Raw genomic sequence first — 20103 nt, forward strand, 5'->3', positions numbered from 1 at the left:
GGGCCGGGGCGCGGCGGGCCGGGGCGCGGCGGGCCGGGGCGCGGCGGGCCGGGGCGAGCGAGGGATGAGACCGGGCGTGAAATGGCCCGCGATCAAGGGCGAGGCGCCGGGGGGTACGCCTCAGCCCTTGATCGCGGACGCGGGGGGATGGGTGTAGGGAACTAGCCGACCAGGCGCCGAACCACGTAGCTCGACGTCCAGATCTTGTGCTTGCCGACCTTCACACCGGGCTTCGGTGAGTCGTACATGTAGCCGCCGCCCGCGTAGACGCCGACGTGGTACCCGTACGTGCCGCTCCGGATGACGATCAGGTCACCGGGCTGGGCCGACGACTTGGCGACCGCCCGCCCGTACCGCTGCTGCGAGTTGGCCTTGTGCGGCAGCTTGATGCCGGCGGCCTTGCGGTACACGTACATGGTGTAGCCGGAGCAGTCGAACGACCCTGGCCCGCTCGCGCCGTACCGGTATGACTTGCCGACGTGCTTGCGCGCTTCGGAGAGCACCTTGGCCCGGCTGGCCACCACGTTGACCCGGATGGACGCGCTGGCCGTCCAACGGTACTTGCCCGGCAGGCTGGTGTACTTCAGCCGGAAGCTGCCGGTGACGTACGGGGTCGTGCGGTAGGTCGCCGTGCCGTTCGTGACCGCCTTGGTCTGCCAGGTCTGCCACCCGCCGTTGCGCCACGCCTGGAACTGCACGTTTCCGCCCGTCACGGCCGCGCCGGTGTTCGGGTCGTTGACGCGCGCGGTCAGCGTGACCGCCGAGCCCCACGCCACCTTGCTGGTGCTAGATGTCAGCTTGATCGCCACGTTTACCGGTGCGGCGGCCTGCTGGGAGGCGGCGGTGGTCACGGGAGCGGCCGCGGATGCTGGAGCGGCCACGGCGGCGCCGGCCACGAGCTGGCCGGCGCAGAGGCAGATCCCCAAAGCGAGCGCTAGCTTGCCGGCGCGGACAGGCCGCCGCCGGCTCGAACTGTGTTCGTGCACGGAATGAGATCCCTCCGGCACGCCTGCGGGGTTAGCTGTCGGGTTCGGGCGCAGAGGCTGCCCGGCCGCGCTCCCCGCGCGGCTTCACCCCAAGATCCGGGAACAGATCACTAACCTGGTTCCCCCGTCCCTGCCCGATCCGCCGTTGAGTTGTCGGATGTCGGTTGCACCGCTCGGGATGGGCAGGGCTCGGCGTTGTCCCGCGGTGCGGCCGGGCCACGATGAAGGCCGGCTCAACGTTTGTAGCCGATGCCGGGATCGACGCGGAGTAATCGAAATCTTGCGGACCGAATTTGGCACACCAGCGAATGCCCGGGCGCGGAGGGCGCTGTCCGAAATGTCACTACGGAGCGTCAACGCGGTCATGACGGGATGTTGACCATGAACGGTGAATAAGGCCACACAACTTTGCCGTGTCCGGAGATCAAACCTCCTCCGGTACCCTCGCTCGCGTGACGGACGGGAACACGGCCAAGATGCCCCTGCGGGCCAAGGTCGCCAGCTCGGTGTCGCGTACGGCGGCGGCACTCTCGCGGGCAGCCGGGCGCGGCGACGGCTCGGTGATCGGCGGCTGGATCGGCCTCAAGATCGACCCTGACCTGCTCGCCCACCTCGCCAACGGACGTGCCATCGCCCTAGTCTCCGGCACCAACGGCAAGACCACCACGACCCGGCTCACGGCCGCGGCGGTCGGCGTACTGGGTCCGGTGGCCACCAACTCCTACGGTGCGAACATGCCCACTGGGCACACTTCGGCACTGGCCAAGGCTGGGCACACGCCGTACGCGGTACTTGAAGTGGACGAGCATTACCTAGCGCAAGTGATCGCGGCGACCACGCCCCGCGTGGTCGCGCTTCTCAACCTCTCGCGTGACCAGCTGGACCGGGCGAAGGAGGTCGCCATGATGGCCGACCTCTGGCGCACCGCGCTGGCCGACCACCCCGACATCCTGGTGGTCGCCAACGCCGACGACCCGATGGTGGTTTACGCGGCGGTCGCCTCGCCGCAGGTGACGTGGTTCAGCGCGGGGCAGCGCTGGCACGACGACTCGTGGGTCTGTCCACAGTGTGGTGCGCCGATCGAACGCCAGGCCGACCAGTGGTGGTGCGTCAATTGCCCGCTGCGCCGGCCTACACCACAGTGGACGGTGGAAGACGACGGCGTCATCGACCCGCGTGGCGCGTGGCATAAGGTCAACCTGCAGATTCCAGGAAAAGTCAACGTCGGCAACGCGGCCACCGCGCTGGCGGTGGCATCACAGTTTGGAGTACGCCCAACCGACGCGGTCGGTCGACTGTCCACTGTGACTTCTGTGGCGGGCCGCTACGCGCAGGTGATGCGAGACGGGCGAAACATCCGGCTGCTGCTCGCAAAGAACCCGGCGAGCTGGCTGGAGGCGTTCGACATGGTGGATCACGCACCGACGCTGCTGTCCATCAACGCGCGCGACCCCGACGGCCTCGACACATCGTGGCTCTTCGACGTCGACTTCGCGCCGCTGCGGGGCCGGCAGGTGTTGATCACCGGTGATCGGGCGTACGACCTGGCGGTACGGTTGGAAGTGAACGGTGTGCCGTTCCGCCACGTACTGTCCTTCGACGAGGCGGTCACCTCGGTGCCGCCCGGCCGACTGGAAGTCATCGCCAACTACACGGCGTTCCAGGACATCCGAGCGGAGTTGGACCGTGTCAACTGACAGCGCTATCAGCATCGTCTGGATCTACCCGGACCTGCTGTCCACCTACGGCGACCGCGGCAACATGCTGATCCTCGCCCGCCGGGCCGCGCTGCGCGGGTTTCCCGTGCAGACCATCGAGGTCCGATCCGATCAGCCGTTGCCCAACAGCGCCGACATCTACCTGCTGGGCGGCGGCGAAGACGGCCCGCAGGCGCTCGCCGCGCAGCGACTGCTCGCCGACGGCGGCCTGCACCGCGCGGTGGCGCAGGGCTCGGTGGTGTTCGCGGTGTGCGCCGGGTACCAGCTGCTCGGCGGCTCGTTCTTCGCCAAGGGTGCCAAGTGCGGCGGCCTCAACCTGCTCGACCTGCACTCCGACCGAGGCCCCAGCCGGGCCGTCGGTGAGTTGGGCGGCGTCATCGACCCGCGGCTCGGCCTGCCCCCGCTGACCGGGTTCGAAAACCACGGCGGCCGCACCCACCTCGGCCCGAGCGTCGCGCCGCTCGCCCGGGTCACCACCGGCATCGGCAACGACGGCAGCACCGAGGGCGCCTGGCGCGGCAAGCTCCTCGGTACGTACTCCCACGGCCCCGCCCTCGCCCGAAACCCGGCCATCGCCGACTTGCTGCTGCGCTGGGCCACCGGCATGGACGTGCTGGCCCCTCTCGACGACACCTGGTCCGACCGGCTGCGCGCCGAGCGCACGGCCGCCACGGCGGCCTCATGATCGCGCGCCTCGGAGCGGGCCTCCGTGACGGCCTCCGTGACCCGAAGGTTGCCCGCTTCGCCCTGCTCCTCGTCCTGCTCTGCGTATGCGGCCTCGCCGTACTCCTCCTGCCGCAGCCCGACCTCGCCGCCGCCCCTCGCATCGTCGACCGGCTCGGCCTCCTCGCGCCCCCCGCCGCGGTGCTGCTCGGCGCCCTCATGATGATCGTGCTCATCCCCCGCACGCTCGTCTCGGTAGCGTGGGGAGCGCTGTTCGGCACGGTTGGCGGCGCGAGCTACGCGCTCGCCGCCGCGCTGCTCGCCGCCGCCCTCGGCTTCGCCGTCGGCCGCCTGCTCGGCCGCGACTTCGTCGCCGACCGGGTCCGCGGGCGGCTGGCCAGGCTCGACGGCTGGTTCGGGCGGCAGAGCGTGTTCGGCGTCGTGACCGTCCGCTTGCTGCCTGTCGGTGGCTTCGGCCTGATCAGCTACGGGTACGGGACCACAGGCGCCCGCCTGCGCCCATACCTGATCGGCAGCGTGCTCGCGTCGGTGCCGTCAGCTTTCGGGTACGCGGCCGTGGGCGCCGCCGTAGCCTCGCCCGGCGACATCAACTGGTTCGCGATCGCCCCGGCCGGCCTGGGCCTGATCGCCACCACGATAATCGTCACCCGCTGGCGCCGCGCCTCCAACCGCACCCTCGCCACCCCCTAACACCGCCGCCGCGGAGCCCCCGACGCACCCGCACCCCTCTACTCGTCGATCAAGGGCAAACGCACGTGGTTGGATCTCATTTCCACGTGCATTTGCCCTCGATCGATGGAAATCTCCTTGATCGACGGACAAAGCGGCCCATGAGGCGCCGCTGCGGCGGCCGGGCGCTCTTCGTCGCGCCTCACCCGAGCGCGAGACCCGAACCGCGTGCGCTGCTGCGGGCGCGCGGCCAACTCGCCCTCCATGCCGGCCGCAGATCGCGGCCCATGCCGCGATCAAGGGCAATCGCACGTGGTTCGATCTCATTTCCACGTGCATTTGCCCTTGATCGATGCAATCGCCCTTGATCGGCGAGGAGATGCAGCGGGCCGAAGGGCCGCGCCGGAGGACGCGCCGCGTCCGCGTTCGTGCTCTCTGCCGGGCCGCGGCCCGGCGCCCGCCGTCGCGCGCGTCCCTGATCGGCGGACGCGGCGTCCCCGCCAGCGCAGGGCGTGGCAACCGCCGCGCAGCCGTCCGGGCTCCTCACCTGTCGCGGAGCGCGCTGCCCCCGCGCTGCGATCGGCGCGCACCGCGCCCGCGCGAGAGCAGACCACGGCCCAGCCGGGCCGCGATCAAGGAAGACCTCGTCGATCAAGGGCAAATGCACGCGAAAAAGAGATCCAACCACGTGCGTTTGCCCTTGATCGACGGAACGGGGCCCGCGCAACCCGCGGGCGCCGCGCAACCCGCGGGCGCCGCGCAACCCGTGCAACCCGTGCAACCCGCGCAACCCGCGCAACCCGCGCAACCCGCGACGGTACGCGAAGGGGCGGGCGCAGGGCGTGGGGTGGCGGGGTTAGTCGCCGGGGCCGCAGGCGGTGCCGTCGGTGTTGCGGTCCAGGGCGTGGCGGTCGCGGCCGCCTTCGATCTTCAAGGGCTTGAAGCCTCGCTGCGCGAGCCATCCGCATTTGTCCGTCACGCCGGCTGGGAACTCCCAGGGCACGCACACGTCGCGGCCGCCGTACGCGTGGTCGCACCCGTCGGTGCCTTCGGCGATCTCGACGCCCGCGGTGGGTGACGGGGCGGGGCCTTGGCGGCCTGTGCCGGGCTGCTGGGCGAAGTCTTGTACGAACGCCGGCGGCGTCACCGCGGATCCGGCCTGCGTGCCCTGGCTGGGGTCGTCGGCGCGGCCCGGGTTGGGGCCTTCGTGTTCAGGGCCTGGGCCCGGGCCGTAGTCGGTGCCCGGGGACCCCGCCGACCAGCGGGAGTCGGCGTCGGAGCCGGCCGCCCAGGTGCCGGCCAGGCCGACGCCGAGGGCGAGCAGTACCACGCCGCCCGCGATCGCCGTGCGGATGGGCCAGCTCGCGCCGCGCCATCCGCCCCACGCGCGGACCGCGAGGGACACGACCGACCGGCTCCAGGCCGCGAGGCGAGCCGTCATCCGACCTTGACCCACTTGGCGACCGATGGGACGCCGTTGGCGCCGTGGACGAAGAGCATGTACCAGCCGGGCGGCGCGATGTTCGGGTTGTTGGTCACGTTCAGGTCGATGGTGTTGCCGTTGACGGTCATCGGCAGTTCGACGAAGCGCTGGTTCGGGTCGGACGAGTGGGTCACGGCAGCCGGGCGGATCAGGGATGCCCGGGTCACGGCCCGGTCGACGGTGATCCGCTGGGTGCTGCCGTACCCCCACTGCGTCGACGCCAGCGTCGTGATGGCCGGCCGGGTGCCGCGCAGCAGGTACGGCGGCGTGTAGACGGAGATGCGCATGTCGAACGAGCCGTTGCCGGGGTTGTCACCGACCGCCATCACCCGGCCGTCGGGCAGCAGGAACGCCGACGAGTGGTACGTGCGGGGCACCGGGTCGGCGGCCATCGGGGTGAACGTGTTGGTGGCCGGGTCGTACATGGACGCTTCGAAGACCGGGTCGGCGCGGTTGTGCAGGGCACCGCCGGTCTCGAAGACGGTGCCGTCGGGCAGCAGCACCAGCGAGACGTACATTTTGCCGGTGTCGGCGGCCTGGGTCTGGCCGTTGGCAAGCGCGCCGCGTGGGATCAGCGGCCCGGCTGTGTATCGAGGGTTGGCGGCCTTGAGGTCGATGATGTCCGTGAGCCGGCCCGCGGTGGCGCCGACGTCGCCGTTGCCGCCGCCGACGGTGAACACGCGCTGGTCCTGCGCGGGCGGCAGCAGGACGCTCATCGACTGGTCGCGGAAGTCTTTGTCCTGTAGGCCGGGCACATCTGTCCACTTGCCGTTGGGATAGTCGTAGAGGCGCGCTCCGCTGCCGGGCAGGCCGATGCCGAAGGTGTGGCTGCCGGTGTAGAAGAGCCGGCCGTCCTGCATCAGCACCATGGCTGGGTACAGGCCCCACCATTCCCAGGTCTGGACCACATCGTTCTGCGGCAGCCATCTGCCCGCGGACGCGTCGAAGTACTCGGTGGTGGTGGTGCCGCTGGAGTCGGCGCCGAGGCCGCCGAGGGAGATTACGTCGCCGTTGCCGAGCACGGTCGCCGACGGGTACCAGTGGCTGGCGGCCATGTCGTTGGTGCGGGTGTACGTGTTGGTGGTCGGGTCGAACAGGTACGAGTTGGCGAGGCCCTTGTATCCGACTGAGCCGTCAGCGGCGGCGTAGTCCTTGGTGCCGCCCATCACCAGGACCTTGCCGTCGGCCAGCGCGACGTGTCCGGCGCAGAAGAGGTCGACCGGCGTGGGCACGTTGGTGAACGTGCCGTTGTTCGGGTCGTACACGGCGCTCTTGAACGTGCCGGCCTTGAAGGCGTTTGGGTCGTTTCCGGAGCCGGCGACGAGCAGCACCTTGCCGTTACGCAGCACAGCGGCGTGGATGGCGCGCACCGACGACTGGTACGGCATGACCTGCCAGTGGCCCTTGAAGCAGCGCTCACCGATCTTGCAGGTCGACCTGGGCGCGGCGGCGGTGGCGTCGACCATCCGGTAGTCGTCGGTGACGAGCGTGCCGGCGCCGTACAGGTTGACGCCGAACGTGATCCGGTCGGTGCCGGCGGGCACCGGCGGCGTGCGCACGGTCTTCTGCTTGAACTGCTTCGTCGCCGGGAGCGTGGCGAGGTCGGTCCAGTACTGCCAGCCGGCCTTGGCGTCGTGGCGATACAGCGTCATCGCGGTGGCGGCGCTGGTCGACGTGTACCAGACGGACAGGTCGTACTGGCGCCCCTTGGTGACCGTGGGTGCACAGTCCATTACGGCACCACGGCTACCCGACGTGAAGGCGCCGATGGTGATTCTCAACGCAGCCTTGCCCGTCCGGGCGGTCGACGTGACGCCGTACGAAAAGTTCTGCTTGCCCTGCCCAGTCCGTTTCCAGCACTGCGGAAAGCCCTTCGCGGACGCCTCCATGCTCGGATTGCGGACCAGGTTGGCAGCTGCCTGGGCGGGCGCGCCGACCACGAGGCCGACCGCACACAGCAGAGCGAAGGTAAGCAGGCGAGCGAGTCCACGGCGGAGCTCTGGACTCCACATGGGGGCGGGGGGCACCACGTCTCCTCAGTCGTTCGACGTCATGGGCCGTTCGGCAGCATAGCGGCGCCTGCCCGCGAGGGATACGGCCGTCCGGTTTCGAAGACGGACAAAAGCCAATCGTCGGCTTTGGGTAACTGCGTACTTGCCCTAAACTCCGGCAATCATGAGTCGCTCTGCACTTCCCGTCGTGGGGCCAAACGGGGAGGTCCATATCCCCTTGCCCCGCCGGGCGCGCGGGGTAGACGAAGACGCCACGATCGTGATGGAAGCGGCTCGCGTAGAGCCGGTTTCCGCGACCCCCCGGCGTACGGAGGTGTGGCTGCGCCAGGCCTGCTGGGCCGCTCCCGCGATAGTGACCTTGGTCTCGTGCCTGGTCGGCATCACGGGCCCCGCGCTGTGGGCCGACGAGCTTGCCACATGGGGCATCACGACGGTGTCGTGGACCGAGTTGTGGAAGCAACTCGACGGCACCGACGCCTCGATCGGGCCGTACTACGTTTTCATCCGGCTCTGGACCACCGTTTTCGGCGATTCCGACCTGGCGCTGCGCCTGCCGTCGACGTTCGCGATGGTCGCCACCGCCGCGGTGATCGGCTTTATCGGACGGCGACTCGGCGCGCCGCGCGCCGGCCTGATCGCGGGGCTGGTGTTCGCGGTACTGCCCATCACCGCCCGTTTCGGGCAGGAGGCCCGGCCGTACGCGCTCGCGACGTTCGCCGCCGCGGTGGCCACGCTGCTACTGATCCGGATGCTGGAGGTGTACACGCTCGGTGTCGGGCTTGCATACGCGCTGTCGCTGACGGTGCTGGGCGCCCTGCACCTCGTCGCGCTGAGCCTGGTGGCGGGCCACGGGTTGGCAGTACTCGTGCACAAGCGCAAGCTGCTCTGGCGCTGGACGCCGACGGCGGTGGCCGGGTTGGTCCCGCTTGTCCCGCTTGTCCTTATTGGACGACGCCAGCAGGGCAACCAGATCGGCTGGATCCCGCTCGCCGACCTGCACCAACTCGAGGCGTACGCGAACGAGATGTTCGGCAGCGCCCTCGTCGGCGGCGCGCTGCTGGTACTGGGCGCGGCCGCCCTCTCCCGCGAGCGCGGCGCGGTGGTCGCCGCCTGCATGGCCGTCACGCCCGCCGCGGTGCTCTTCACCGCTGGCACGGCGAGTCACCTGTGGCAGCAGCGGTACGTGCTTTTCACGGTCGTCGGCTGGGCGCTGCTCGCGGGCCTGCTCCTGGCCAAGCGGGGCGTCGTGGCCGCTGCCGCGGCCGTGACGACGCTCGCGGTGCTCTCGCTCCCTGGTCAGGTTTCGGTCCGCAAACCGGACTTCCGGTACCAGGACACGGCCGCCGTCGTCGCGTTGCTGACGTCGAGCTACCGGCCCGGTGACGGCATCGTGTACGGCCTGCAGGACCGCGGGCCCGGCGTGCTGAACCGCGACATCATCGCTCACTACATCCCGGCCGACATGCGCCCCACCGACCTTCTCATCGACCGTCCAATGCGGACAGACGGCTGGATGGTGGCGAGCGAGTACCAGGACGTGGCCGCGCGGCTCGGCGAGACCTCACGCATCTGGGTACTGCGCCTCGGCGACTACGGCGACCCGCTCGACGGGCTCGACGGCAGCAAGTCGCAGGTGCTGAGCGAACGGTACGACGTCCAGGAAACCTGGCGGACCACCGGTTACACGGTCGCGCTGCTGATCCGGAAGGCCACCGATTGACCACGCACGTGGACGCCCCGATCCGCGACGAGCCCGACCGCACCCAGGTCATATCGCTACCGCCGCCCACCGAGACGCATGTGCTGCCCGCCGTGCGGATGCCCCTCACGGCGCGCGGCACCACCATGGCGCAGCGGCACGCGAGCTGGCTGCCCCGGATGTGGCCGCTCGCGCTGGCGTTCACGGTGGTGCTCGGCGTCACCTGGCTGCTCAGCGTGAAGTCGACCGGTCCGCTCGGTCCGGTGGTCACCATCATCTGGACGTACCCGGTCATCGGCACGGTGATCGGCCTGGCCGGCGCGGTCATCACCCGGCGGCGGCTGCGCCGTGACCGGCTGACAGCGGCCGACGACCAGATCATCAAGTGCAACGACCGGCTGGTCGTGGTCGTGCCGACCATCGGTCGGCACGACACCTACCCGGCGCTGGACCGCGTCGTGCGCTCCTACATCACGTACCTGCCGGAGTGCTTCTCGAAGCTGCGTGTGGATGTGGTGATTGAGGAGGGCTGCGAGGCCGGCGGCAAGATTCGGGAGCTGGCCGCGGTGAGCCGGTACATCCGGGTGGTCACCGTGCCGAAGGGGTACCGCACCGAGAACGGCACCAGGTTCAAGGCACGCGCCAACCACTACGCTCACGAGCTGCGGATGGCACAGCACGAGGACCGTGACGACGTCTGGGTGCTGCACATGGACGACGACACCGGCGTCGGCCTCGACACCGCGATCGCGCTGGCGCGCCTGATCGAGCAGCAGCGGACCCTCGGCGACGATGCCAAGCACCTCGCCCAGGGCATCCTCACGTACCCCAGGGAGCACGCCCGCAGCGGGCTCTCGTGGCTCGCCGACGCGCTGCGGCCGATCGCCGACGTCACGGTGTACTCGGCGTTCACCGGCGGCGGCACCCCGCTCGCCGGCGTGCACGGCGAGTTGCTGCTGGTGCGGGCGTCGGTCGAGGCCGAGATCGGCTGGGACTTCGGGCCGGACGCGATCGTCGAAGACGCCCAGTTCGCGCTGATCTTCAGCCGGCGGTACCCGGGCCGGAGCGCCTGGTTCGCCGGCCGCTGCTACGGCGCCTCGCCGGCCACCGTGCGGGACTTCTTCCGGCAGCGCGAACGGTGGGCGTGGGGCCTGGTCGGCCTGGCCCTCAACGACCAGATCCCGCTGCGCGACCGGCTCTACATTGGATACTCGATCCTCACGTGGGTGACGAGTCCGTTGCAGCACCTCGGTTTCGTGATGCTGCTGGGCGCGCTGCTCGGCTCGTACGACACGGTGCCGATCACCCTCGCGGTGCTGCCGATCTGGGCGCTCAACATGGCGTACGCGGTCTGGCTGTACTCGGAGGGCCTGCGGATCAACGTAAGCGTCTCGCGCCGTGCCAGGTACAAGTGGTGGGAGGGGGTCACGGTGATCCTGCTGATTCCGGTGTTCGCGCTCATGGAGGGCATCGGCGCGGTCCGCGGCCTGTACCGGTACCTGCGCGGCGGCCAGCAGGCGTTCGTAGTGATCGCGAAGCCGGTATGAGAGCCTGTTGGCTGGCGGTCGTCGCCGCGGTGGCCGTGCTCGCGGGGTGCTCCGCGCAGAGCGAAGACCCCACCTCGCGAATCTCCACCGCCCAGCCTCCGGGCTCCCCCGCCGCGACCGAGGAGCCCGTCGTCAAGGTCAGCCAGCCATGGACCGACGGGATGTTCCAGCACGGCGTCGCGGTCTACTGGGAGAACAACCCGAACGACACCGACCAGATCGTGCGCGCCAAGGCGCAGAAGATCCTCGACCACGTCGTGTCGATGGGGGCCAACTCCGTCTCCATCTCGTTCTCGTTCGTCATGGAGTCGGCGACGGCCAGCGGCGTGCTCACCGACCACGACATCACCCCGTCGCCCCGGCGGCTGTCGATCGTGCTCGACGAGGCGAACAAGCGGGCGCTGCGCACAGCGGTGCGGCCGATGCTCAACGAGCGCAACCTCGTCGAGGACGACCCGAACATGTGGCGCGGTTCGATCCGCCCGGCGAGCAAGCAGAAGTGGTTCGCCTCCTACCGGGACCTGCTGGTCTCGTACGGGAAGGTGGCCGCGGAGGCCAAGGTGGCGACCTTCGTGGTGGGCACCGAGCTGAACTCGCTGGAGTCCTACACCGACGGCTGGGAGGTCGTCGCCGAGAACCTGCGCGCGGTCTACGACGGCGAGCTGGACTACAGCGCCAACCACGACCGGCTGCGCAAGGCCGGGCCGGCAAAGGGCATCACGCGCTCCGTCGACGCGTACCCGTCGCTCAAGGTCGGCGACAGTGCCACCGTTTCGCAGCTCGAAAGCGGCTGGAACGCTTGGCTGACCAAGAACCGCGGCAAGGGCGAGCTGCCCGACCTGGTGCTCGCCGAGGTGGCGATCGGCGCGCGCAGCGGGGCGTACAAGGAGCCGTGGTCACCGCACCCCAAGGGCGCGATCAAGCCACAGATCCAGGAGCGCTGGTTCGAGACCGCGTGCAACGTCATGCACGAGCGGAACCTCGCCGGCATCTACTTCTGGATGATCAACCTGGACGCCGACCCGAAGAAGAAGCCGACGGCGAAGACCCCGATGGACTTCATCGCGCGTCCGGGCGAGCAGACCGTGAAGGACTGCTTCGCCCGGGACGCACGACGCGCGTGACTACACGACGACGCTGACCATTCGGCCTGGTACCACGATCACCTTGCGGGGGTCGCGGCCCGCCAGGTGGTCGGCCACCGCGGCCAGCGCGGCCTCCCGGACCGCGGCCTCGGCCGCGTCGGCCGAGACCTCGACCCGGCCGCGGACCTTGCCGTTCACCTGCACCGGGTACGTGACCGAGTCGGCCACCAGCAGCGCGGGGTCGGCGACCGGGAACTCCGCGTACGTCAGAGTGCCCTCGTGCCCCAGCTTGGCCCACAGCTCCTCGGCGACGTGCGGAGCGAACGGCGACAGCATCAGCACCAGCGGCTCGGCCACCTCGCGGGGCGTCGCCGGCAGCGGCGTGGCCGCGTTCGTCAGCTCGATCAGCTTGGCGATCGCGGTGTTGAACCGCAGTTCGTCCATGTCGGCGCGGGCACCGTCGATCGTGCGGTGCAGCAGCCGCCGCAGCTGCTCGCCAGCCGGCTCATCGACGACGCGGGACGCACCGGTCTCCTCGTCGACGATCAGCCGCCACGCCCGTTGCAGGAACCGCTGCGAGCCCACCACGGCACGGGTGTCCCACGGGCGGGAGACGTCCAGCGGGCCCATCGCCATCTCGTACACCCGGAAGGTGTCGGCGCCGTAGCGTTCGCACATCTCGTCGGGCGTGACGACGTTCTTCAGCGACTTGCCCATCTTGCCGTACTCCCGGAAGACCTCCTGGCCCTCGTAGAAGTACGTGCCGTCACGCTCCTCGACCTCTTCGGCCGGCACGATCACGCCGCGCGCGTCGCGGAACGCGTACGCCTGGATGTAGCCCTGGTTGAACAGCTTGCGGAACGGCTCGAACGACGAGATCTGGCCCAGGTCGTACAGCACCTTGTGCCAGAAACGGGCGTACAGCAGGTGCAGCACGGCGTGCTCGACACCGCCGACGTACAGGTCGACACCCCCACAGTCGACCTCCGACTGCGGGCCCATCCAGTACCGCTCGTTCTCCGGGTCGACCAGCGCCTTGTCGTTGTGCGGGTCCAGGTAGCGCAGCTCGTACCAGCACGAGCCGGCCCACTGCGGCATCGTGTTGGTCTCACGCGTGTACCGCTTCGGGCCCTCGCCCAGGTCCAGCTCGACCTCGACCCACTCCTTGGCGCGCGACAGCGGCGTCTCCGGCTCGCTGTCGGCGTCGTCGGGGTCGAAGGTGCGCGGGGAGAAGTCGTCGACCTCGGGCAGCTCGACGGGCAGCATCGACTCGGGCAGCGCGATCGGCAGGCCGGTCTCGTCGTAGACGATGGGGAACGGCTCGCCCCAGTACCGCTGGCGGCTGAACAGCCAGTCGCGCAGCCGGTAGGTCACCGCGCCGGTGCCGTGCCCGTTGGTCTCCAGCCACTCGATGATCTTCGCCTTGGCGTCCGCGATGCCCAGTCCGTCCAGGAATCCGGAGTTGATAGCGGGCCCCTCACCGACGAAAGCCTTGCCCGCGAAATCCGAGGGCGGCCGCACGGTGCGGATGATCGGCAGGTCGAAAACCTCGGCGAACTCCCAGTCGCGCTCGTCCTGGCCGGGCACCGCCATGATCGCGCCGGTGCCGTAGCCGGCCAGCACATAGTCGGCGATGAAAACCGGGATTTGCTCGCCATTGACCGGATTCGTGGCGTACGCGCCAACGAAGACGCCGGTCTTTTTGCGAGTTTCCGCAGTGCGCTCCTCTTCCGTCTCGCCCGCGATGGACGCGCGGTACGCGGCGACGGCTTCGGCGGGCGTTGCGTGGCCACCGGTCCACGCCTGCTTCGTACCCGCTGGCCACTCATCCGGCACGATCGGGTCGACCAGCTCGTGCTCCGGCGCCAGCACCATGTAGGTCGCGCCGAACACGGTGTCGGGACGAGTCGTGAAGACCCGGATCGGGCTCGCCGCCGTGGGGAAGTCGATGTGGGCGCCCGTGGAGCGGCCGATCCAGTTGCGCTGCATCAGCTTGACCGGCTCCGGCCACTCCAGCGTGTCCAGGTCGTCGACCAGGCGGTCGGCGTACGCGGTGATCCGCATCATCCACTGCTTCAGGCTGCGCTTGAAGACCGGGAAGTTGCCGCGCTCGCTGCGCCCGTCGGGCGTGACCTCCTCGTTGGCCAGCACGGTGCCCAGGCCCGGGCACCAGTTCACCGGCGCCTCGGACATGTAGGCCAGGCGGTGGTCGTCGACGATCCGGCGCTGCTCGATCGCGGACAGGGCGGCCCACTCGCGACCGTCCGGCGTCTGCCGCTCACCGCGCTCGAACGCCACGATCAGGTCGGCGATCGGCCGCGCGCGATTCAGCTCCGTGTCGTACCAGGAGTTGAAGATCTGCAGGAAGATCCACTGAGTCCACCGGTAGTACTCGACGTCGGTGGTCGCCAGGCTGCGGCGGTTGTCATACGCCAGACCCAGCCGGCGCAGCTGCGCCCGGTACCGCTCGACGTTGGCCTCGGTGGTGACCCGCGGGTGCGTGCCGGTCTGCACGGCGTACTGCTCCGCCGGCAGCCCGAACGCGTCGAAGCCCATCGGGTGCAGCACGTTGTATCCGGCCATCCGCTTGTACCGGGTGTAGGAGTCGGTGCCGATGTAGCCCAGCGGGTGGCCGACATGCAGACCGGCACCCGACGGGTACGGGAACATGTCGTGCACGTACAGCTTGGGCGCGCCCGCGCGAGGGTGGCCCGGGTCGGCCAGCTCACCCGACGGGTTGGGCGCGTCGAACGTCCCGTTCCGTTCCCAGTAGTCCTGCCAGCGGATCTCTATCTCGTTCGCCAGCGCCGCGGTGTACCGGTGCGGTGGGACAGCGCCTGTTTCGCTCATCTTTCGACCTCCGGGACCATTCTCACCTGGACACGAAAAAGCCCCTCACGCAGGAGGGGCTGCCGCACTGTCGATGCTCGTCAGTGCGGCTTTCTAAGGAGCAGGAAGGTCCTGGCCATGCCACGGAGTGTACACCGGGGATACCGAGAGCGACTCGGCGAATTCCACCCTGCGGACTAACCTGTGGGCATGCGGGTGGACCGTCACACAACCCGGCCTGCACTCCCGCGAACCTTACGGCCCGCCTTACGTATCTATTAGGGAAGCCGTGGCACCACGAGGAGGAGGCCCGTGACACAGCAATCCTGGGACGAGCTTGGCGGCGCCCTGTCAAGCGCCGAGTTCCGCGCTGCGAGCGACGCGATCGTCGCCAACATCGAGCAGGTGATCGAGGGTAAGACCGCCTCGGTCCGGCTCGCGCTCGCGGTGCTGCTCGCTGAAGGCCACCTACTGATCGAAGACGTTCCCGGCGTCGGCAAGACCAAGCTCGCCAAGGCGCTCGCCCGGTCCATCGACTGTTCGGTACGGCGGATCCAGTTCACCCCCGACCTATTGCCCAGCGACGTGACCGGCGTCAGCGTCTACAACCAGGAAACCCACGACTTCGAGTTCAAGCCGGGTGCGGTGTTCGCCAACCTGGTGGTCGGCGACGAGATCAACCGGGCGTCGCCGAAGACCCAGTCGGCGCTGCTGGAGAGCATGGAAGAGCACCAGGTCACCGTCGACGGCGTGACGTACGAGCTGCAGACGCCGTTCATGGTCATCGCGACGCAGAACCCCATCGAGATGGAGGGCACCTACCCCCTTCCCGAGGCGCAGCGCGACCGGTTCACCGCCCGGATCGCCATGGGATACCCCGACAGCAACGCCGAACTGGCGATGCTCGACGTGCACGGCGCCCGCGATCCGCTCTTCGCGCTCAAGCCGGTCTCCGACGCCAACACGGTGCGGCGGCTGATCTCGACCGTGCGCGCGGTGCACGTCGCCGACCCCGTCAAGCAGTACGCGGTCAACCTGGTCACCGCCACCCGCGAGGCCCCCGAGCTGCGGCTCGGCGCGTCACCGCGGTCGACGCTCCAGATGCTGCGCACCGCCCGGGCGGTCGCCGCTCTCGATGGTCGCGACTACGTGCTCCCCGACGACCTGCAGAACCTCGCGGTGCCGGTGCTCGCCCACCGCGTCATCCCGACCGCCGACGCGCAGCTCGCCCGGCGCACCACCGACGCGATCATCGCGGATCTGGTGCACCGGCTGCCGCTGCCGCACGAACGCCAGCGGTCGCCGTACGACAACCGGCCCACCGGTGACGGGCGGGCCCAGTACGACCAGCGGAGGAACTGACGTGCGCTCCCCGTTGGCGCAGCTCTGCGGTCCGCTTTTCCGTAAGGAACGCGGCCGTGCGTGAGGCACTGCGCGGACTGACCACGCGCGGCCGGTCATTTCTCGCCGCCGCGGCAGCGGCGGCGCTGTCCGCGGTGATCCTCGGCGAGAAGGATCTGTTGCGGGTCGCCGTGCTGCTCGCGATCCTGCCGATGCTCGCGGCCCTCTACGTGGGCCGCAGCCGGTACCGGTTGGCTTGCAGCCGGTCGCTCCAGCCCCACCGGGCACCCGTCGGCGCCAGCGCCCGCGTGGTGCTCCGCCTGCAAAACATGTCCCGCCTACCCACCGGCACCCTGCTGCTCGAAGACCGGCTCCCATACGCGCTCGGCAGCCGGCCGCGAGTGGTGCTGGAGCGGCTCGGCGCGCGCCAGGCCAGCTCGGTCGCCTACACCGTCCGCGCCGACGTGCGCGGGCGGTACGAGGTGGGCCCGCTGGTCGTGCGGCTCACCGACCCGTTCGGACTGTGCGAGCTCACCCGGTCGTTCCCCAGCATCGACCGGCTCACCGTGATCCCGCAGGTCGTGGCGCTGCCCAACGTCCGCCTCGCCGGCGAGTACACCGGCGCCGGCGACAGCCGGGCCCGGTCGGTCGCGGTGCACGGCGAGGACGATGCGGCCACCCGCGAGTACCGGCGCGGCGACGACCTGCGCCGGGTGCACTGGAAGTCCACCGCGCGCCTCGGCGAGCTGATGGTGCGGCGCGAGGAACAGCCGTGGGAGAGCCGCGCCACGGTCGTCCTCGACACCCGCGCCTTCGCCCATCGGGGCGAAGGGCCGACGGCCAGCTTCGAGTGGGCGGTGTCCGCGGCGGCCAGCATCGCCGTCCACCTGCGGGAGGCCGGATACAAGATGCGGCTGGTCACCGACTCCGGCATCGACGCCGACGCGACCGACGGCGGCGAAGGCCTGGCCCTCGACCACCTGGCCGACGTCAAGCTGAACAAGCGCGGCGACATCACGCAGCTGGTCGAAGCCGTTCGGCGCCGCTCCGACGGCGGCCTGGTCATCGCCCTGCTCGGCGCCCTGACCAGCGCGGAGGCCGAGCTGCTCGCCGGCCTGCGCACCAACAGCACCACCTGTGTGGCGTTCCTGATCGACAGCTCGACCTGGCTGACCCTGCCGCCGGAGTCGCGCGCCGAGGCCAGCCGCGCGCATGGCGCGTCGGCGCTGGGGCTCATGCGCACCGGCTGGCGGGTCGTCGGGGTCGCACACGGCAACAAGCTGCCCGGACTGTGGCCGCAGGCCGCCCGCGGCTCGCAAGGGTTCGCGTGGCGGGCGACGCTCGCCGAGACGGTAGCCGGAGGGATGAGGTAACTCATGCGGAACCGCCATCTGGGGTTCGTGGCCGCGGCGGCCACCCTGCTCGCCGCCGCGCCACTATCCGCGATCTACGAGCGGTGGACCTGGCTGATCCAGTGCGCCGTCGCCGTAGCGCTGATCGCCGGCACCGCCACACTCGCCCGCTCGCTGCGGGCGCCCCTGTGGGCGCAGCTGCTCGGCATGGCGGCGACGCTGCTGCTGACCCTGACCGTCATGTTCCCCAGCGGCGACGAGCTTCTCCTCCTCATCCCCACCCCAGACACGTTCAGCCACTTCAGCGCGATGACCGGGTTCGCGCTCGAAGACATGCGCTCGTACGGGGTGCCGGTGCCCGACCGGCCCGGACTCCAGTTCATCACCGTGCTCGGGGTCGGCGCGGTGGCCATCCTGGTCGACCTGCTCACCGTCAGCATGCGCAGGCCGGCCCTCGCTGGCCTGCCCATGCTGGCCATCTACTCGGTACCGGTCGCCGTCTACACCACCAGCGTGCCGCCGCTGCCGTTCGTCATCGGCGCCGTCGGGTTCCTCTGGCTGCTCGCCGCCGACAACGTCGACCGGGTACGCCGCTTCGGCCGCCGGTTCACCGGCGACGGCCGCGACGTCGACGTGTGGGAGCCCTCGCCGCTCGCCGCCGCCGGCCGCCGCCTCGCCGTCGTCGGAGTCGCCCTCGCGGTCCTCGTGCCGCTCGCGGTCCCCGGCATGACCAGCGGCCTGCTCGCCAACGTCGGCCAGGGCGGCTCCGGGCCCGGCGGCAGCGGGCGCGCCGGCGGCCGGGTCGACCTGTTCGCCAAGCTCAGCGGCGACCTCAACCAGTCGTCGACCACCGACCTGCTCAAGATCACCACCAACGACCCCAACCCGTTCTACCTGCGGTTCGGTGTGGCCGAGCAGATCACCGACCAGGGCTTTCGCAGCTTGGCCGCGCGCGGCAGGTCGGTGAGCGAAGGGCTGGAAGACCCCCGGCGAAACCAGCCCGACGGCGTCCGGTACCGCCAGTACGAGGCCCGCGTCGAGGTCACCGAGCACTTCGACATGCCGATGCTGCCGGTGTATTCGACGCCCATCAGCACCGACGACGTCGAGGGTAGGTGGAACTACGACACGTCCCGGCAGATGGTGTGGTCGACGGCCAACAACGCCCGCTCCAAGAACAAGAAGTACGGCTTCTCGTTCGTCCGTGCCGACTTCAGCCCAGCCGCGCTGCGCCGGGCCGAGATCGAAGACAACGCCGGACCCGCCCAGTTCGTCGACACGCCGAAGGTCGAGCAGGTCGACACGCTCGTGGCCCAGGTGACCCGGGGCAAGTCCACCCAGTACGACAAGGTGCTCGCCATCCACCAGTACTTCTCCGAGGTCAACGGCTTCAGGTACAGCCTTGTCACCGAGACCGGCACCAGCGGCAGCGCGATCCTCGACTTCCTGGAAAACAAGACCGGGTTCTGCCAGCAGTACGCCGCCGCCATGGCGTGGATGGTCCGGTCCGCCGGCTACCCGGCCCGGGTGGCGTTCGGTTTCACCCGCGGCAGCCAGTCCGGCGACGACACGTGGACGCTGACCAACAAGAACCTGCACGCCTGGACCGAGGTCTACTTCGGCGAAGACTTCGGCTGGGTGCCCTTCGACGCCACCCCGGCGGCCAGCGTGCTCGGCGCCACCCGCTCGGCGTGGGCGCCCGACCCCGACGCCACCGACGAGGTAGAAGCCACCCCGGGCGCCACCACCGCCCCCGGCGCCGACCCGACGACCAACCCGAACACCCCGCAGGACGAAGGCAACGACCAGGCCGACCTCGGGGCCGGCGTCGGCGACACCACGCCCACGGCGACGACCTGGCCCTTGTACACGATCGCGTCGATCCTCGTCGTTCTGCTCCTGCTTGCGGTACCGGCCCTGCGCCGTCGCCTGCTACGCCGCAGCCGCTTCCGGGCCGCATCGGCACCCGCGGCCCCGGCGGTAGCCGCCGCCAGCGGCGGCGTGACCGTCGAGGTCGACGTGGCCAGTGCCGGCCGCGCCCGCGAAGACGCCCACGCGGCGTGGGCCGAACTGCTCGACACGATGGTCGACTTCCGGGTGCCGATCGACCCGACCGAGACGCCCCGAGCCACCGCCGACCGCCTCGTGACAGCGGGACTGGTCAGCGGCCCGGCCACCGACAGTGCCCGCCTCCTGGGGCAGGCCGAGGAGCGCGCCCGGTACGCCCGCCAACCGCTACAGGGCGGGCGGCTGAGCGACAGCCTGCGCGCGGTACGCCGAGCCATCGCGTCCCAGGCCGGCCGCCGCACCCGCCTGACGGCGGCGATCCTCCCGCCGTCGGTGCTGCTGCGGTGGCGGCTCGCGATCGTCGAGGCCTCGATCCGCACGGTGTCCGTGGCCGGCAGCATCCGCGAGCTATTCGCCCGTTGGAGCCCTCGCCGCTTGCTCCCCAACCGCCGCTAGCGCGGCCCACCCGTCGCGCCCGGCGCACCGTCCCCCTTCCGTCGATCAAGGAGATTCCCGTCGATCAAGGACAAACGCACGCGGTTCGATCTCAAAACCACGTGCGTTTGCCCTTGATCGCGGCGATCGCCCTTGATCGACGGGGCTAGAGGGGCCGCGCACAGATCGACGCGGGCCGAGGGGCGCGCGGAAGACCAAGCAGGGTGGGCGCGGAGGGCGCGGCGACGCGTGACGG

Annotated in this window: 13 protein-coding genes and 1 riboswitch; of the genes, 9 read left to right on the forward strand and 4 right to left on the reverse strand. The window is 70.2% G+C overall.

Features of this window, described 5'->3' with window-relative positions:
* Nucleotides 1–161: 161 nt before the first annotated feature.
* Nucleotides 162–986, reverse strand: coding sequence for a C40 family peptidase (locus tag V6V89_RS19440; protein WP_334620581.1), 825 nt, complete (start codon nucleotides 984–986; stop codon nucleotides 162–164).
* A 5-nt stretch (nucleotides 987–991) separates the two neighbouring features.
* A riboswitch (cyclic di-AMP (ydaO/yuaA leader) is annotated at nucleotides 992–1141 on the reverse strand.
* A gap of 321 nt (nucleotides 1142–1462) precedes the next feature.
* On the opposite strand from V6V89_RS19440, the gene V6V89_RS19445 reads away from it, so the two are divergent.
* Genes V6V89_RS19445 through V6V89_RS19455 form a run of 3 tightly spaced genes read left to right on the forward strand, consistent with a single transcriptional unit; the run spans nucleotide 1463 to nucleotide 4078 of the window.
* Complete coding sequence (locus V6V89_RS19445; RefSeq protein WP_334620657.1) at nucleotides 1463–2683, forward strand: Mur ligase family protein; 1221 nt, start codon at nucleotides 1463–1465, stop codon at nucleotides 2681–2683.
* Entirely contained in the window at nucleotides 2673–3389 is a 717-nt protein-coding gene (locus V6V89_RS19450) for a type 1 glutamine amidotransferase (RefSeq protein WP_334620582.1), read from the forward strand. Before V6V89_RS19445 ends, V6V89_RS19450 begins: the two co-directional genes overlap by 11 nt.
* Nucleotides 3386–4078: a TVP38/TMEM64 family protein gene (locus V6V89_RS19455; RefSeq protein WP_334620583.1), complete on the forward strand. Its 693-nt coding sequence runs from the start codon at nucleotides 3386–3388 to the stop codon at nucleotides 4076–4078. Before V6V89_RS19450 ends, V6V89_RS19455 begins: the two co-directional genes overlap by 4 nt.
* An 835-nt stretch (nucleotides 4079–4913) precedes the next feature.
* Here the strand turns inward: V6V89_RS19455 and V6V89_RS19460 are convergent.
* The gene (locus V6V89_RS19460; protein ID WP_334620584.1) at nucleotides 4914–5498 is read right to left on the reverse strand and encodes a hypothetical protein; all 585 of its coding nucleotides are present in this window, start codon (nucleotides 5496–5498) and stop codon (nucleotides 4914–4916) included.
* Nucleotides 5495–7567 (reverse strand): galactose oxidase-like domain-containing protein, encoded by a 2073-nt coding sequence (locus tag V6V89_RS19465; protein ID WP_334620585.1) that lies wholly within the window; start codon nucleotides 7565–7567, stop codon nucleotides 5495–5497. Before V6V89_RS19465 ends, V6V89_RS19460 begins: the two co-directional genes overlap by 4 nt.
* 172 nt (nucleotides 7568–7739) lie before the next feature.
* On the opposite strand from V6V89_RS19465, the gene V6V89_RS19470 reads away from it, so the two are divergent.
* From V6V89_RS19470 to V6V89_RS19480, 3 genes are read left to right on the forward strand one after another with little or no spacing between them, the layout of a single operon-like run.
* Nucleotides 7740–9272 carry a glycosyltransferase family 39 protein gene (locus tag V6V89_RS19470; protein ID WP_334620586.1) on the forward strand — a complete coding sequence of 511 codons (1533 nt, stop codon included), beginning with the start codon at nucleotides 7740–7742 and terminating at the stop codon, nucleotides 9270–9272.
* A complete protein-coding gene (locus V6V89_RS19475; protein WP_334620587.1) occupies nucleotides 9269–10798 on the forward strand; it encodes a glycosyltransferase family 2 protein in 1530 nt (509 codons plus the stop codon). Before V6V89_RS19470 ends, V6V89_RS19475 begins: the two co-directional genes overlap by 4 nt.
* Complete coding sequence (locus V6V89_RS19480) at nucleotides 10795–11922, forward strand: glycoside hydrolase family 113 (RefSeq protein ID WP_334620589.1); 1128 nt, start codon at nucleotides 10795–10797, stop codon at nucleotides 11920–11922. Before V6V89_RS19475 ends, V6V89_RS19480 begins: the two co-directional genes overlap by 4 nt.
* Here the strand turns inward: V6V89_RS19480 and leuS are convergent, their stop codons facing one another.
* The gene (leuS, locus tag V6V89_RS19485; protein ID WP_334620590.1) at nucleotides 11923–14733 is read right to left on the reverse strand and encodes a leucine--tRNA ligase; all 2811 of its coding nucleotides are present in this window, start codon (nucleotides 14731–14733) and stop codon (nucleotides 11923–11925) included.
* 291 nt (nucleotides 14734–15024) lie between these two features.
* Between leuS and V6V89_RS19490 the strand changes: the two genes are divergently transcribed.
* The 3 genes from V6V89_RS19490 to V6V89_RS19500 are packed head-to-tail and all read left to right on the forward strand — an operon-like array spanning nucleotide 15025 to nucleotide 19868.
* Nucleotides 15025–16074, forward strand: a complete 1050-nt coding sequence (locus V6V89_RS19490) for an AAA family ATPase (RefSeq protein WP_334620591.1) — start codon at nucleotides 15025–15027, stop codon at nucleotides 16072–16074.
* 56 nt (nucleotides 16075–16130) lie between these two features.
* Nucleotides 16131–17426: a DUF58 domain-containing protein gene (locus V6V89_RS19495; protein WP_334620592.1), complete on the forward strand. Its 1296-nt coding sequence runs from the start codon at nucleotides 16131–16133 to the stop codon at nucleotides 17424–17426.
* 3 nt (nucleotides 17427–17429) lie between these two features.
* Nucleotides 17430–19868 (forward strand): transglutaminase TgpA family protein, encoded by a 2439-nt coding sequence (locus V6V89_RS19500; protein ID WP_334620593.1) that lies wholly within the window; start codon nucleotides 17430–17432, stop codon nucleotides 19866–19868.
* The last annotated feature ends 235 nt before the right edge of the window (nucleotides 19869–20103 follow it).

The organism is Micromonospora sp. CPCC 206061, from assembly GCF_036906915.1.
In the GTDB taxonomy this organism is placed as follows: domain Bacteria; phylum Actinomycetota; class Actinomycetes; order Mycobacteriales; family Micromonosporaceae; genus Phytohabitans.

What these genes read in the sequence shown, in the direction of transcription:
- V6V89_RS19445 (WP_334620657.1), top strand. Translation starts at nt 1,463, where the DNA reads ATGCCCCTGCGGGCCAAGGTCGCCAGCTCGGTGTCGCGTACGGCGGCG.
- V6V89_RS19460 (WP_334620584.1), bottom strand. Translation starts at nt 5,498, where the DNA reads ATGACGGCTCGCCTCGCGGCCTGGAGCCGGTCGGTCGTGTCCCTCGCG.
- V6V89_RS19455 (WP_334620583.1), top strand. Translation starts at nt 3,386, where the DNA reads ATGATCGCGCGCCTCGGAGCGGGCCTCCGTGACGGCCTCCGTGACCCG.
- leuS (WP_334620590.1), bottom strand. Translation starts at nt 14,733, where the DNA reads ATGAGCGAAACAGGCGCTGTCCCACCGCACCGGTACACCGCGGCGCTG.
- V6V89_RS19500 (WP_334620593.1), top strand. Translation starts at nt 17,430, where the DNA reads ATGCGGAACCGCCATCTGGGGTTCGTGGCCGCGGCGGCCACCCTGCTC.
- V6V89_RS19480 (WP_334620589.1), top strand. Translation starts at nt 10,795, where the DNA reads ATGAGAGCCTGTTGGCTGGCGGTCGTCGCCGCGGTGGCCGTGCTCGCG.